At 61.3% G+C, this 13,870-nt stretch carries 15 protein-coding genes; 2 read left to right on the top strand and 13 right to left on the bottom strand.

The window, feature by feature from the left end:
- Window positions 1–6: 6 nt before the first annotated feature.
- The gene (locus CFE428DRAFT_RS12370; RefSeq protein ID WP_006979881.1) at window positions 7–543 is read right to left on the bottom strand and encodes an NADPH-dependent FMN reductase; all 537 of its coding nucleotides are present in this window, start codon (window positions 541–543) and stop codon (window positions 7–9) included.
- Between the two features lie 20 nt (window positions 544–563).
- Window positions 564–1,715 (bottom strand): ROK family transcriptional regulator, encoded by a 1,152-nt coding sequence (locus tag CFE428DRAFT_RS12365; protein ID WP_006979880.1) that lies wholly within the window; start codon window positions 1,713–1,715, stop codon window positions 564–566.
- Between the two features lie 103 nt (window positions 1,716–1,818).
- Here CFE428DRAFT_RS12365 and CFE428DRAFT_RS12360 point away from each other — a divergent pair, with 103 nt between their 5' ends.
- Window positions 1,819–3,153 carry a Gfo/Idh/MocA family protein gene (locus CFE428DRAFT_RS12360; protein ID WP_006979879.1) on the top strand — a complete coding sequence of 445 codons (1,335 nt, stop codon included), beginning with the start codon at window positions 1,819–1,821 and terminating at the stop codon, window positions 3,151–3,153.
- A 24-nt stretch (window positions 3,154–3,177) separates the two neighbouring features.
- A complete protein-coding gene (locus tag CFE428DRAFT_RS12355; protein WP_006979878.1) occupies window positions 3,178–4,587 on the top strand; it encodes an FAD/NAD(P)-binding protein in 1,410 nt (469 codons plus the stop codon).
- A gap of 1 nt (window position 4,588) precedes the next feature.
- Here the strand turns inward: CFE428DRAFT_RS12355 and CFE428DRAFT_RS12350 are convergent, their stop codons facing one another.
- The 11 genes from CFE428DRAFT_RS12350 to CFE428DRAFT_RS12300 form a co-directional block, all read right to left on the bottom strand.
- The gene (locus CFE428DRAFT_RS12350) at window positions 4,589–5,119 is read right to left on the bottom strand and encodes a D-glycero-alpha-D-manno-heptose-1,7-bisphosphate 7-phosphatase (RefSeq protein WP_006979877.1); all 531 of its coding nucleotides are present in this window, start codon (window positions 5,117–5,119) and stop codon (window positions 4,589–4,591) included.
- A gap of 4 nt (window positions 5,120–5,123) precedes the next feature.
- Complete coding sequence (locus tag CFE428DRAFT_RS12345; protein WP_006979876.1) at window positions 5,124–5,720, bottom strand: SIS domain-containing protein; 597 nt, start codon at window positions 5,718–5,720, stop codon at window positions 5,124–5,126.
- On the bottom strand, window positions 5,717–6,433 hold the full coding sequence (locus tag CFE428DRAFT_RS12340) for a nucleotidyltransferase family protein (RefSeq protein WP_006979875.1): 717 nt from the start codon (window positions 6,431–6,433) through the stop codon (window positions 5,717–5,719). Before CFE428DRAFT_RS12340 ends, CFE428DRAFT_RS12345 begins: the two co-directional genes overlap by 4 nt.
- 9 nt (window positions 6,434–6,442) lie before the next feature.
- A complete protein-coding gene (locus tag CFE428DRAFT_RS12335) occupies window positions 6,443–7,426 on the bottom strand; it encodes a GHMP family kinase ATP-binding protein (protein ID WP_006979874.1) in 984 nt (327 codons plus the stop codon).
- On the bottom strand, window positions 7,423–8,202 hold the full coding sequence (locus CFE428DRAFT_RS12330) for a class I SAM-dependent methyltransferase (protein WP_006979873.1): 780 nt from the start codon (window positions 8,200–8,202) through the stop codon (window positions 7,423–7,425). The genes CFE428DRAFT_RS12335 and CFE428DRAFT_RS12330 overlap by 4 nt, the downstream gene beginning before the upstream one ends.
- Window positions 8,195–9,403, bottom strand: a complete 1,209-nt coding sequence (locus CFE428DRAFT_RS12325; RefSeq protein ID WP_006979872.1) for a glycosyltransferase family 2 protein — start codon at window positions 9,401–9,403, stop codon at window positions 8,195–8,197. The genes CFE428DRAFT_RS12330 and CFE428DRAFT_RS12325 overlap by 8 nt, the downstream gene beginning before the upstream one ends.
- 33 nt (window positions 9,404–9,436) lie before the next feature.
- Window positions 9,437–10,330 carry an NAD-dependent epimerase/dehydratase family protein gene (locus CFE428DRAFT_RS12320; protein ID WP_006979871.1) on the bottom strand — a complete coding sequence of 298 codons (894 nt, stop codon included), beginning with the start codon at window positions 10,328–10,330 and terminating at the stop codon, window positions 9,437–9,439.
- A gap of 79 nt (window positions 10,331–10,409) precedes the next feature.
- Window positions 10,410–11,402, bottom strand: coding sequence for a Gfo/Idh/MocA family protein (locus tag CFE428DRAFT_RS12315; protein WP_006979870.1), 993 nt, complete (start codon window positions 11,400–11,402; stop codon window positions 10,410–10,412).
- A 1-nt stretch (window position 11,403) separates the two neighbouring features.
- Window positions 11,404–12,207: an SDR family NAD(P)-dependent oxidoreductase gene (locus tag CFE428DRAFT_RS12310; protein ID WP_006979869.1), complete on the bottom strand. Its 804-nt coding sequence runs from the start codon at window positions 12,205–12,207 to the stop codon at window positions 11,404–11,406.
- 7 nt (window positions 12,208–12,214) lie between these two features.
- The gene (locus CFE428DRAFT_RS12305; RefSeq protein WP_006979868.1) at window positions 12,215–13,186 is read right to left on the bottom strand and encodes an NAD-dependent epimerase/dehydratase family protein; all 972 of its coding nucleotides are present in this window, start codon (window positions 13,184–13,186) and stop codon (window positions 12,215–12,217) included.
- Between the two features lie 5 nt (window positions 13,187–13,191).
- Window positions 13,192–13,866 carry a class I SAM-dependent methyltransferase gene (locus CFE428DRAFT_RS12300; protein WP_006979867.1) on the bottom strand — a complete coding sequence of 225 codons (675 nt, stop codon included), beginning with the start codon at window positions 13,864–13,866 and terminating at the stop codon, window positions 13,192–13,194.
- Window positions 13,867–13,870: the final 4 nt, after the last annotated feature.

Raw genomic sequence — 13,870 nt, 5'->3', positions numbered from 1 at the left:
TCAGAATCAGGAAAGAGCAAGGCGGGTAATCAGCCGGTGCATATCCGTGGCAAGCGATTGCAAGCGGTCGCGGACCTCGCCGGTTTCGTGCAGGGTACCGTTTTCGGCGAAGGCCGTGCCGGTCGCGTAGACGAAACGCGGCGCGACCAGACAGCGATGGTCCACCCACAGGGAATTGACCAGGGTCAGCACTGAAAGAAAGGACCGATCGCCGCCGGCATTGGCGACGATGCCGACGATCTTGTCGGGCCAGCCGTCGTTGGTCAGTTCGAGGAAATTCTTTGCCGCGGAATTGAGCTGATAGTTGTAGACCGGCGAGCAAAAGACGATGCCCGCGGCTTGCTTCACCCGTTCGGTCGCCGCCTTGACCGAGGCATCGGCGTAGCAACTCGCCCCGTCGCACGGCGGGAGTGGTTCGCTGGCGAGATCGAACAAATCGGACTTCACGCCCGACGCCTCGAGATACGCAGTCATGGCGCGAGCCAGGGTCAGCGTTTTACTTTGGGCGCGAAGGGCGGTGCTAACAACGAGACAGGAGGACATGATTTGAGGTGGAGGTAGTGTCAGCGAGCGGGTTGCCATTGATGCAACGCGAGGGCCGCCGCACCGAATGCCCCGCTGAATTGGCCGAGGGTGGAATTGACGATTTCCGGATGGCCTCCCGGTGACCGGCGGCGAACCGCTTCCTGCAAAGGATCGAGAAATGCCGAGCCGAGTTCCGCCAGCGGCCCAACGAGGATGACGCGATGAGGATCGAAGATGAGCTGCAGTTGATGGATCGCGCCGCCGTAAAAATCCGCCGCGCGTTCCAGCACTGGAAGAATTTTCCGTTCCCCGGCTGCGGCGGCTTCTCGCAACGCGGCGAAATCCATTTCCGTCTTCATGGCGGATTCTGCCGCAGCGAGAATCGCCGGCAGAGAGGCCGCGTCCTCCAAGGTTCGGAAGACCGTCGACGCATCACCTCGCGATGTCCCGGGAACGTGCCACTTGCCAATCTCGCCCGCGCAACCGTGTTCGCCGCGAAGCAACCGGCCATCCGCCACGATGCCCGCGCCGATGCCCGTCCGGACACCCAGGCAGACGAAATTCCGCAGCCCCAGGCCCTGCCCAAACCAAAGCTCTGCCATGGCCATCGAGCGGATGTTGTTTTCCAAATAGACAGGAACCTTGAACTCGTCGCTCAGCCGTCGCGCCAGCGGCACGTCCTTCCACCCCGGAATGAAGTCGTAGCCTCGCGCGATGCCTTCGACGGGATCGATCGTCCCAGGCACGCCCACTCCGATACCGAGCAAGGGACGTTGATCTCCCTCAATCGCGGTACGGATGGTTTCTTCGATCCGCACCAAGATCCGCTCCACGGAATCGCCTTCGCGAATCGCCCGCCGGACTTGCTTCACGACCTGCTGGGAGAAATCGACGACGGTGGCGAGGATGCTGCGCGCCTCGAAATCAACCCCGACGAAGCGTCCACCATCCGGATTGGGTACGAGCAAAGTCGGCGGACGCCCCTGCTCGCGGCCGGCCTTGTGGCTCTCGACGATGAAACGGTCGCGCAGCAACCGATCCACGTAGATGCCCGCGGTGGAGGGCGCGAGTTGCAGCTCCCGCGCCAGTTCCACTCGCGAGAGACCGTCACGCAAGCGCAGATGCCGGAGGAGTTCCGCTTCCACGCGGGCGACGATCTGGTGTTTGGTACGAATGGCGGAACGGGCCATGGAAGCGATAGTTATTTCGAAATCGAAATATGTCAACACGCCAATTATCGAATTGCCTGCTTGACGTTATTTCGATTTCGAAATTATTAGTCAACTCTCAATCATGAACTCCACCCCGAACTCCGCTCGCCCCGGACTCTCCCGCCGGGATTTCCTCCAGACCACTTCCAAGGCCGCTGCCGGTGGCGTGGCCCTCGCCGCGCTGTCGGCCGAACGTTTCGCCCATGCCGCCGGCAGCGATGAACTCAAGCTTGCCCTCGTCGGCTGCGGCGGGCGGGGCACGGGCGCCGTCAATCAAAACCTCAACGTCGGCAAAGGCGCCCGGCTCGTCGCGATGGCGGACATTTCACGCGATCGGCTGGACAAGAGCCTGCAGATTCTCAAGACGCAGCATCCGGACCAGGTCGACGTCTCAATGGCCAATCAGTTCATCGGCTTCGACGCCTACAAGCACGCCATCGCCCTCGCCGATCTCGTCTTCGTCACCACGCCGCAGGGCTTTCATCCCTATCATCTCGCGGAGGCCGTGCGTCAGGGAAAGCATGTCTTCGTCGAAAAACCGCTCGCCGTGGATGCCCCGGGCGTGCGTCGCATCCTCGCCGCCGCGGAGGAAGCGAAGAAGAAGAACCTCAAAATCGGTGTCGGGTTGCAGCGGCATCATCAGCCTTCTTACATCGAGGAGGTAAAACGTTTGCACGACGGCGCGGTCGGCGACATCACCTCGATGACCTGCTACTGGCTGGGCAACGCGCGCGCGGGCCTGGAACGATTGCCCGGCGAGGGTGAGCTGCAATATCAGCTCCGCAACTGGTACTATTTTACCTGGATCTCCGGTGACTTCATCGTCGATCAGCACATCCACAACATCGACATCATCAACTGGATCAAACAAGGCCACCCGGTGCGCGCGCAAGGGATGGGCGGCCGGCAGGTGCGCAATGACAAGAAGCTGCACGGCCAAATTTTCGATCACTTTTTCGTGGAATACGAATACGCCGATGGCTCGAAGCTCTCCAGCCAATGCCGGCAAGGGCAACCTGGCACTTATCAGGAAGTCAGCGAGCATGTGGTCGGCACGAAGGGGCGCGCGGATCTCAACGTGGGGTCGCGCCTCTTCCGTATCACCGGGCCGAATGCCTGGGAACTGCGGTTGAAGCAAATCGAGGACGGGCATCAGCTCGAGCATTTTCCACTCATGGAGGCGATTCGCAACGACAAGCCGTACAACGAACTCGAAATCGCCGCGATGAGCACGATGACCGCGATCCTCGGCCGCATGGCCGTGTATTCGGGGAAATCGGTGGAGTGGGACGAGGCGATCAATTCCAAGCTCCAGCTCATGCCCGAAGAAGTGACCTGGGAGATGGCGCCTCCCGTGACGCCCGACGCCGACGGCAACTATCCAGTGGCCATCCCGGGCCGGACGGTGGCCTTTTGATCGAGAGGTTCACGCCTCTCTTCAATGACCTCTCGTATCGCAATCATTGGCGGCGGATTCAGCGGCGTCATGACCGCCGCGAATCTGGCCCGACTCGCCCGCCAGCCAATCCGCGTCACCATTATCAATACGCAGCGCCCCACCGGTCGGGGCGTTGCCTACGGGACGCGGCGCACGGAGCACCTGCTCAATGTTGCCGCGCGCAACATGTCCGCCTTCCCGGACCAACCGGATCATTTCCTGCAATGGCTGCGCACTCGATCGGACTACGATGCCGTGCCCACGCACGAACTGCGCGAGCGTTTCATTCCGCGCATGGTCTACGGCGACTATTTGCTCTCGATCGCGCACCACTATCTGCAAACGCCAGACGGACTCACCTCGACGAAAGTCGAGTTCCGGGAAGACACGGTCACGGACATCGAGCCCAATGGCGAGATGCATCTGCAAAGCGGCGGGCGCCTCACCGCAGACCGCATCGTCCTCGCGTGCGGAAATGAAATTCCCGCGGCATTACCGGGCGCGGAATCGCTGACGGCGCACCCTGCATGGGTCGGCAATCCATGGGAATCCTGGCATCAACGACTACCCGCGCACGGCGGCAGCGTTGTGCTGCTCGGCGCGGGCCTCACCACAGTCGACGCTGTCCTCACGCTCCGGGCGCTGGGATGGCACGGCGCCATCCACGCCATCTCCCGCCACGGCTGGCTGCCGCACGCGCACTTTCGCGGCGTCGAATATCCGAATTTTCCGCCAGCGGAAGTCGATCTCGCGGAACTCGGCCTAACGAAACTGCTCGCGCTCATGGAGGAGCACTGCGCACGGTTGCGCGACCTCGGTGCGAATCCGGCCATCATCGTGGACAAGATGCGGCCGCACACTCAACGCATCTGGCAACGGCTATCCCTGGACGACCGCCTGACCTTCGCCAGCAAATGGGCCGCGCGCTGGAATGTACTGCGTCATCGCATCGCCCCGGAGATTCACGCGCAGGTCACCAGCGCGCAACTCACCGGCCAGTTGGAAGTGCACGCGGCCAATATCGTGCGCCTCGAGGCCGCCAACACGCGAGTGCGGGTCCACTTGAGCGATGGTCCTCCCGTGACCGGCGACCTCGTCATCAATGCCACCGGCCCGCAATCGCGCTTCAGCGCCACGCGGTCCGGGCTGCTGCAGAATCTTCTTCAGCGCGGGCTCATTACGAGCGACGACATGGATATGGGAGTGCGCGTCGCCCCGGATCACATCGCCATCGATAGCACGGGGCAATACTCCTCGTTGCTGCTCGCCCTTGGCCCGTTATTGAAGGGCACACTGTGGGAAACCGTCGCCGTGCCGGAGTTGCGTGGGCAGGCTCGTCGGGTGGCGGAGACACTCCTCGGCCAGCCACCGACGCTCGAGGCGGAGGAAGCGGTGATGGAATATATGATCTGAACTAGACGCCGCTCAGCACGATCGCGCTGGCTTCCAGCAGGCTCGCCGCACGGTGACTCGGCTGGGCACGCAGTTTTTCATCGTAGCCGTAGTCGATGAAAATGGTGCGGCAGCCGGCGGCGGCGCCACAATCGATGTCGCGCCAGCGGTCGCCGATCATCCAGCTCTGCGCGAGGTCGATGTCCAATTCGCGGGCAGCGCGGAGCAGCATACCGGGCGCCGGTTTGCGGAATTCCGATGGTTGGCCCTGACCGGGGTCGTAGCACACTTCCACGCGATCGAATGGCAACCGCCCGCACATCGCCGCGTGCATGGCTTCCACTTCTTCCCGCCGCTGGGTGCCGCGGCCTACGTCGGGTTGGTTCGTCGCGACCACGAGCAGCCAGCCGGCAGCCTTCAAGCGCGCACAGGCTTCTGCCACGCCGGGAAGTATTTCAAATTCCGCGATGCTCGCGGGCGGATAGGGTTTTCCGTCCCGCACGAGTGGGCGGTTGATGACGCCATCGCGGTCGAGGAAGACGGCGCGTTTCACGATCTTACTTCACGCTTTCCCATTTGGTCTGCGCAACCTTCAGCCGCGGATGCGACACAAAGAGATGCCAGACGACGCCTTGGAACGCTTCGGAATGAGGCGTGATGTTCGTTGGGTTGACCGTGGGAATGATGACCGCGGCGTCCGCGACTTGCGCGGTGTAGCCACCGTCTTTGCCCACGATGCCGAAGACCGCGGCGCCTACGTCCTTCGCGACTTTCAGGGCCTCGACGAGATTCGGGCTCACGTTCTTTTCCAGATTGCCGCCACCGACGGAAAAGATGAGCAGGCCATCCTTGCCATTGACGCGGCTGCCCCGCAGCCATTCGGCAAACACCGTGGCCCAGCCTTCGTCATTCGTTCGCGCGGTCAGCTCGGAGACATTGTCCGTCGGCGCATAAGCCTCGAACCCGCAAATCTTGCGGAAGTCATTCACGGCGTGCGAGGCGTTCGCCGCACTGCCGCCGACACCGAGGATGAAAAGCCGGCCGCCGCGCTCGCGCACGTTGGCCAGTCCTTCGACGACCTTTTCCAGCAACACAGGATCCAGTTGTTCGACGATGTTGCGGGTTTCGGCGAGGTGCTGCGCGGAGTAGCTCATAGGGATTTTCCTTGGTGAAGGAGGGTTTCGAGTTCGGCGAGGCCGGCGTGGGAGCCGACCTCGTAAAAGCGTTGGAAGACTTCATGCCCGGCGAGGGCGTTTTTGGCAACCAGTTCGCGCTGCACGTCGGCAAGGTCGAACGCCTCACCCTCCGGTCGCGCGGCAAAAATCGACGCGCGGAAAACTCCGAGTCCGTAGTCGATGTGCCGCATCTCCGGGGTCCGCTCGCGCTTGTCGTAACGCACGATGCGACCATCGGCGAAATGGACGTTGCTCGTGTCCCAGGCATCGTCGTTGCGAAAGACCGTCATCAAGCCGGGCTGCCCGCTGGCATGAAAGGTCGTGAGCACCGCCGCGTAATCGATCGGCAGATAGGAGTCGCCATAGAGGACGAAGAATTCGTCGCCCAGCATGGGCAACGCCTGCCGGAGCGCGCCTCCGGTGCCGAGCAATTTCGGTCCGTCGAACGAATAGCGCAGCTCCATGTCGAAAGCTGCGCCATCACCAAAGTCGCGCTCGATCATTTCACCCAGATAGCCGACACACAGGACCACCCGCCGCAACCCACGGGCGTGCAGCAGACGAAGCTGATGCGCGAGAAAAGGTTCCCCCGCCACGCTGACCAGCGCCTTGGGAATTTTCTCGGTGATCGGCCGCAACCGCATCGCGAGTCCGCCGGCCAGGATGGCCACTGGTGTGGAATCAAGGCTCATCGCGAAACGTCAATCCTGCGCGACGATCTTGGTCCCTTCGAAATCAAAACGAATGCGGACCTCCCGCAGTCCCTTCTCCCGCATCGCCCGCCGCAACCGCGTGACCTCCTCGGTATAAAACATCAGGAACCCACCGCCGCCCGCGCCAATGAGTTTTCCGCCGAGAGCGCCATTCACCATCGCGTAATCGTACCACGCGTTGATCTCCGAATTGCTCATTCCGCCGGAGCGTTCCTTTTTGCGCTGCCAGTGCACGTCCATAAGCCGGGCAAATTCGTGCAGGTCGCCGGCCTCCAATGCGTCCTTGCTCTGCACACCGAGCTCTTTCACGAAGTGCAAATTCTCCACCATGGATTTGTCGAGTCCCTTGGTCTTGTCGTCCTGCTCCTTCAAAATTTTCGAAGCCGAACGGGTGTAGCCGGTGAAGAACATCAGCAGGTTGTCCTGCAAATTGAAGAGCGTCTCCTCGGCCAGTTCGACTGGCAAAATCTCCACCGAGCCGCCGGGCAGGAAGTGAAACGAAGTCACGCCTCCGACTGCGGCGATGTATTGATCCTGCTTGCCCACCGGTTCGTGCAGTTTCTCGATCTCGATCTGGCAGGCCTGCGCGGCGATTTCCGACGGGCGCACGATATTCTTGCGCAACGTGTGCAGCGCCTTGAGCAACGCCGTGGTGAAGCTTCCAGAGGAACCGAGCCCGGTGCCGGCGGGGATATCCGCCATCGAAGTGATCTCGAGATTGCGCTCGGGCACATTCAGCAATTTGAGCGACTCGCGGATAATCGGGTGCTTGATCTCTTCGACCTCATGGGTGGCCTCGTATTGCGAGTATTTCAGGACATAGCCTTCCTCAAAGCGCCGGTGGACGTTGATGTAAACGTGCTTGTCAATCGCCGCGGCGATGAGAAAGCCACCGTGCTCCTCATAGTACGACGGCAGGTCCGTGCCGCCGCCACCGAGCGAAATACGGAGAGGAGAACGTGTGATGATCATGGAGATGCCTTGCGTGCGATGGCGACAACCTGCCAGCCAAACGGCGTCGAGGGGAGATTGAAGCGAAACAGAAAGCGAAAAACTTTCATGACGAATTTCGCGAGCCCAGAATGGCCAGCCGTCGAACCGGACCGGATGTCATCGACCAGTTTCTCACCACGCGCGATCACCGTGAGGCGATACAAATTGAAGAAGGGGAAACCGATCGAGTGTGTTTCCTCGATCTGGAAACCCGCTGCGGAGAGCACACGGGCAATCGATTCGCGGGTAAAATGCTGGCGGTGCCCAATGTGCCGATCGAACGCCGACATTGGACCACCGGGGACCGTGACCATGATCCGCGCCCCCTGGGCCAGATAGGGCTGCGCCTGGCGCAGAAACGCTACCGGGTCGTCGACGTGCTCGAGGACTTCCGAACACACTGCGTGGGTGGCCCAGCCGGTATAGGGCAGCAAATCCGCTCCCGGATGAAAAAGATCGGCGACGAGAAACTTGGCGGAGGGCACCTTGCGCTTCGAGATCTCCACCCCGCTCTCGCTCAGTTCGATGCCCATGAATTGCGCGTCGGGCAATAGCAAGTGGAGCAAGCGCACCATGTCGCCCTGGCCGCTGCCGATATCCAAAATGTGCGCCTCTTTATTCGGAGCGACTTTCACCAGCCAGTCGCTGACGTACTCGTGCCGCATGCGCTGGGCCGGGTTGAGGGTTGCCGCCTCGGCATAGCGGTCCCAATGCGTGTCCCAGTCATCGTGTTTCGCGGTGGTCGAGTCAGACATTGGAACGGGGAGTGACAACCACACGCTGGGTCATTTCGACGAGTAGCGTGAAGCAGAACGTTTGGAAACCGAGGATGATGAGGAGCAGGCCGAAGATGGCGGGATGCCAGATGGTCGAGAGCCGCAAACCGCCCGAGATGTAATTGACCAGTAGGATCCCACCCAGAATGACACCGAGCAGGGTCATGCTGCCGGCAATGATCATTCCACGGTTATAGGTCAGCAGCGTCTGGATGCGTTGCGCGAAACCAGGCCGCAGCCGGTGAAGGATGCGCGCCAGCACGCCGATCTGCACACAACTGTAACCCAAAGTCGCGCAGGTCAGCCCAAGCAACATCCAGTAGAGGCTGAAAACGATGGGGCCGATTTGCACCGGGCCGCCGACGAGGAGCAAGGTCAACCCGAGACCCAAGGCGAGGAGGACGACGCCCGGCTTGAGCAGGAAGGAATCGGGCGAATAAACCAGCATCACCTTGAGATTGATCCATCCGGCGATCCACGGCGACAGCCAGCCCATGCGTCGATGGTGGCTCATGCGCCCTTCGCGATCTTTGTAAAATTTCACCGGCACCTCGGCGATGCGCAGGCCGAGGCGCGCCGCCTTCAGCACCATCTCGCTGGCATATTCCCAGGACTGCGATTGGAGATCGATGCGCTGCAAGGCTTCCGCGGTGAGACCGCGCATGCCGCAATGAATGTCGGAATACCTGCTGTGGTAGATGACATTCAAAATCCACGTGGTCAGCGGTGTGCCGAAATACTGGTGCAGCGGAGGCATCGCCCCACTCTCGATGGAACCATGAAAGCGGCTGCCCATCACGAATTCCGCCCCCTTGCGGAACTGCTCCACGAACGGAGCGAGTTCGCGGAAATCGTAAGTGAGATCCGCATCGCCCATCACGATCCATTTTCCGCGGATGAAAGGAATGGCATCGATATAAGCGCGGCCGAGTCCACGCTTGGGGACACATAACACTTCCGCGCCTCGCTCCACGGCGATCCGCGGCGTCTGGTCGGTGGAACTGTCGACGATGAGAATTTGTCCCGACACGCCGGCCTTGGCCAATCCCTCACGGCACCAATCGACGAACTCACCGATCGTCACCTCCTCATTCATCGCCGGAATGACGATGGAGAGGTCCACCGGACCGGGTGTCACTCCCGGCGGAAAAAGGTGTTGAGGGCTGGTCGGCTCGGTCATCAGCACGGAGAAATTCGGAGCATGAGGACGGGCTCAGGCGTTTTCAATCTCTTCACGCATGGCCACGATGGCGTCGCGTACGGCCTCCGCGGAAGAACGCGCCGTGCGCCAGCCGAGGGCTTTGATCTTCGTCACATCGAAGCGCACGACCGGCACATCGCCTTTCCAGCCGCGATCGCCGCCGGTGAAATCGTAGCGGACGCTCCCCGGCGCCAATCCGCTGACCCCGACCGCGATATCGGCAATCTCACGGACCGTGATGTAATCGTCGGTGGCGACATTGAAGAGATCGAATCGCTCGGTGCTCTTTTCCGCCGCGAGGAAGACCGCGGCGAGGATGTCTTCGACGTGGATGTAGGACTTGCACTGGGTGCCATCGCCGAGGATGCGGAGTTGCGTGGGGTCGGCGCGCAGGCGGCGGATGAAGTCGTAACCCACGCCGTGCGTTTGCCGTGGGCCTACCACGTTGGCGAAGCGAAACGCGCGGCCTTTCATGTCGAACATATAGCAGTAAGCGCTGATCAAAGCCTCGCAGGCCAGCTTGCTCGCGGCGTAGGGCGAGATCGGAAAACACGGTCCATAACTTTCCGCAAAAGCGACGCCCGGATTCTCGCCATAAACGCCGCTGCCCGAGGTGTAGAGGATGTTGCGCACGCCATTGATGCGCATCGCCTCGACGACGTTTTGCGCGAGATAGGTGCCTTCCCAGAAATCGATATCCGGCTGGGTCGCCGCCTTGGCGATGTCCGGATTCGCGGCGAGATGAACGACCGTCTCGCAGCCCTGCATCGCCGCGGTGACGGCTTTCGCGTCCTTCAAATCTCCCTGCACGACTTGCAGCCGCGCGTCGGCCCGCAGGTCGGCGATGTAAGATTCGCGCCCCGAGCTGAAGTTGTCGAAGATCGTCACCCGCTGCACCGAAGGCATCCCGAGGAGGCGCGCGTGAGATGACTGCCGATGAAACCTGCACCACCGGAAATGAAAACGTTTTTGAAGTGATTTGGATTCATGGGAGATAGCCACTCTTGCGATAGATCGATTCCACAATGCGCAGGGCTGCCAGGCCTTCGCGCAAGCCGGGCTGCGGCGTGCGGTTGAGCCGGATGTCCTCGAGAAAATCCGCCATCTCCAGTTTCCACGACTCGTCGCCACGCGGGTATTCGAAAATGGTCGTTTCCGGCGGTCCCATCACGGGCAGCATCTTGTAAAAGGCCAGGCGCTCGATGCCGTAACTGCCACCAAGGCCTTCGAGGTGCAGTTTCCCGGTGCGGCCGTAAATCTCGAGCGAGAAGAGGTTCTTCCATTCCGTGCAGCTCACATGCAGCCAGGCCGTCTGGCCTTTCGCCGTCCGCAAGCTGAGGAACGCGTTGTCATCCACCGGCATGTCCCAGAAATAAGTTGCCGCATGACCTTCGACCTCGGCAAACTCACCAAGGAACCATTGCGCGAGATCGATCAAGTGCACGCCCTGATCGATCAATTCGCCGCCGCCCGAGAGCTTGGGATCCGCGCGCCATTCCCGGTCGTAGCCCAATCGGCCGCCGTGGCCATAGCGACCACGGACGAACATGAGTTCGCCAATGTCGCCGGCGTCGACGAGTTCGCGCGCCTTGCGGAGCGCGGGATGATAGCGATGATTGTAGCCCACCCGCACTTGCACGCGGTGCGTTTTGGCTTCCGTCGCGAGCGTTTCGAGTTCACCGGCATTCAACGCGCCGGGTTTTTCAATCAGGACATGTTTTCCGGCGCGGATGGCTTCCAGTGCGATCGGAGCAAGAGCGTGATTCGCCGTGGCCACGATCACCACCTGTGCCGAGGAACGCAGCACTTCGTTGAGGTCGGTCACGGCCCGTGCGCCCGGACGCAACGCGGCCAATTCCTCGGCTCGCCTGGCGTCGAGATCGCAGGCCAGCGCGAGCCGCCCACCGGCGAGCGCCTGGGAGCGTTTTCGACCGATGAGTCCGCATCCGACGATGGCGATTTCAATGGGCATGCTCATGTCAGAATTTCGATCCTCGCTCTTCCGGCAAAATACGCCGCAGTTGATAAATTTCGCTTTCGGCCAGTTGCGCCGCGTGGGCGGGCAGCCCCGCCCAGTCGTCCCATTGTGCACTGAGCAACCGTCCGGTGATTCCGTCCGACTTGCCGGAGAGTAGGAACTCCACGATCCCGTGCACCTTTTCGATGGATTGTGCACCCTCCGCCAATCGGCGTTGCGCACCTTCGAATTCGGCACAGCCGGCAAGCTCCGGTCCCATGCTGACCGTTTCGCGAGTCATCGCGGTATTGATCGCCCCCGGCGAGATGGCGTTGATGTCCACGGCGTTATCCTTCCATTCCACGGCCAGCGTTTCCACCAATCGCACGACCGCCGTCTTGGCTACCGCGTAAGCGGAAAAATTCGGCCGCGCATTCGTCGCGCCGCCGCCGGCAAAACAAATCACCTTCGTTCGTTGCGGGCTCTGGCGGAGCAATTCCCAGAAAGCGCGGAACACGAAATAAGTGCCGTCGAGATCGACGCGAAGGGTATGGCTCCATTTCCGCGGATCGACCTGCATGGCGGGCCCGATGGCTCCCTGGATGGCGGCCCCACAGATAATCGCGTCCACATGCGACCAGCGTTGCGCGACTTCGTCGCGCGCCCGTTCCACCTGCTCCCATTGGCTCACGTCGCAGACCGAAGTCGCGAAAGCGGCCTTCTGCGTGGAGCGCGCCAATCCCCAAATCTCGTGTCCCGCTTCGGCGAGCCTGCCGGCGAGATATTCGCCGATGCCCGCACTGGTGCCTGTGATGATGATACGCATAACCGGATCAGGTTCGGGCGTCAAAAATCCATGGATTCGCCGCCAGCCAATCCACCGTGCGCTCAACGCCCTCGCGAATGGTCAGCTTCGGCGCCCAACCCAGCGCGCGGATTTTCGCCGTATCGAGGAAGATGAAAGGATTGTCCCCGACCCAGCCGCGATCGCCACCCTTGAAACGCAATTCCGGCTGCAAACCCAACCGCGCGCAAATCCAGCCGATGGAGTCCTTCACCTCGCAATAATCATTGGTCCCAAGATTGTAGATCTGCACGCGGTGCTTCATGTCGCGGGCCGAACCGCTCTCCACCGCGTGCAGCATGGCCCGCACACAATCACCGATGTGCAGATAGCTCTTGCGCTGCCTGCCGTCGCCCAGGACATCGAGGTGGCCGGGATGCTCCTGCAATTGCTTGTAGAAATCGAACACGTGCCCGTGGGTGTAGCGTTCGCCGAGGATCGAGACGAAACGAAAGATGTAACCCTCCAGGCCGAAGCCCTCGCAATACGCGGCGATCAAGCCTTCGCAGGCGAGTTTCGAAGCGCCATATAGCGACGTCTGCACGGGAAAGGGCGCATCCTCCGGCGTCGGAATCGTCTCCGCTTCTCCGTAAACCGAGCCCGTCGAGGAAAACGCGATACGCTTGATGCCATTGGCGCGAACAGCTTCGAGGACACCGAAAGTCGCCAGCGTGTTTTGCTGCAAATCCCGTTCCGGATGATGCAGGCCGAAGCGCACATCGGCATTGGCGCCGAAATGAAAAACGATGTCGCAGCCGCTCATGGCCTGGGTCAGGGCCTTCACCTCGAGATTGTCGCCGCGCACCAATTGGCAGGCCGGCGAGATCAGCGCCTTTTCCAGAAAGCGTTCCTGTCCGGTGGAGAAATTGTCCCACACGATCACTTCATGGCCGTCGCTCAGAAGTTGATCGGCCACGCTGCTGCCGATGAAGCCGGCGCCGCCGGTGATGAACGCTCGCATAACCCTTAGGAATTATACGCCACGAGATTCGACCGAAATCCGCCGAGCCCGATGCCGCTATAGGTGATCACGGGCGCCTCCGCCGGCCAGAGGGCGCGCAATTCCGCCGCCGAGACATAGTTGAGATTCTCCTCATGCGACCACACGTCGTAACGCGTGCCGCGCAGCAAACGACGGAAGGTAGCTTTGGGCAGATAATGGATCACAGGAAGGCAAGTGTGATGCTCGACGGGAAAAAGTCGATTCGGCACCGCAACAAATCGTCGCCGGGCCAGGCGGCAGAGTTCGCTGAGGAAAAAGCGCTGCTGTTCCGCGCTGCCCGCGTGTTCCAGCACGGCATTGGAATAGACGATATCGAAGGTCTTGTCGGCGAAGGGGAGCGGTTGATGCGGCGTGACCTGCACATGCTGCACGCCGGGATACGCGCGCCGAATGGCTTCCCCATCGGTGAGGCTCGCGCAGGTCAGGTTCTCGCGATGCGGATACACCTGCTCGAGCATGTTGGATTCGACGTTCACTTCGTCCGACACGCCGACGTCCAGGACCCGATCGCCCGCCTGCGGCTGCATCACTTCCAGGAAAAGCTGGCACAATCGGCGCCGCGCCAGAAAAGAGATGCGCCGCACGAACGGCAAACTGCCGGCGTGCTGATAGTAAATGGCATCGACCTTATCCTCCATAGGC

Origin of the sequence: Chthoniobacter flavus Ellin428 (assembly GCF_000173075.1) — a bacterium.
Taxonomy (GTDB): domain Bacteria; phylum Verrucomicrobiota; class Verrucomicrobiia; order Chthoniobacterales; family Chthoniobacteraceae; genus Chthoniobacter; species Chthoniobacter flavus.
The sequence above is the reverse complement of the archived record's forward strand: the minus strand, read 5'-3'. Positions and strand labels throughout refer to the sequence as shown.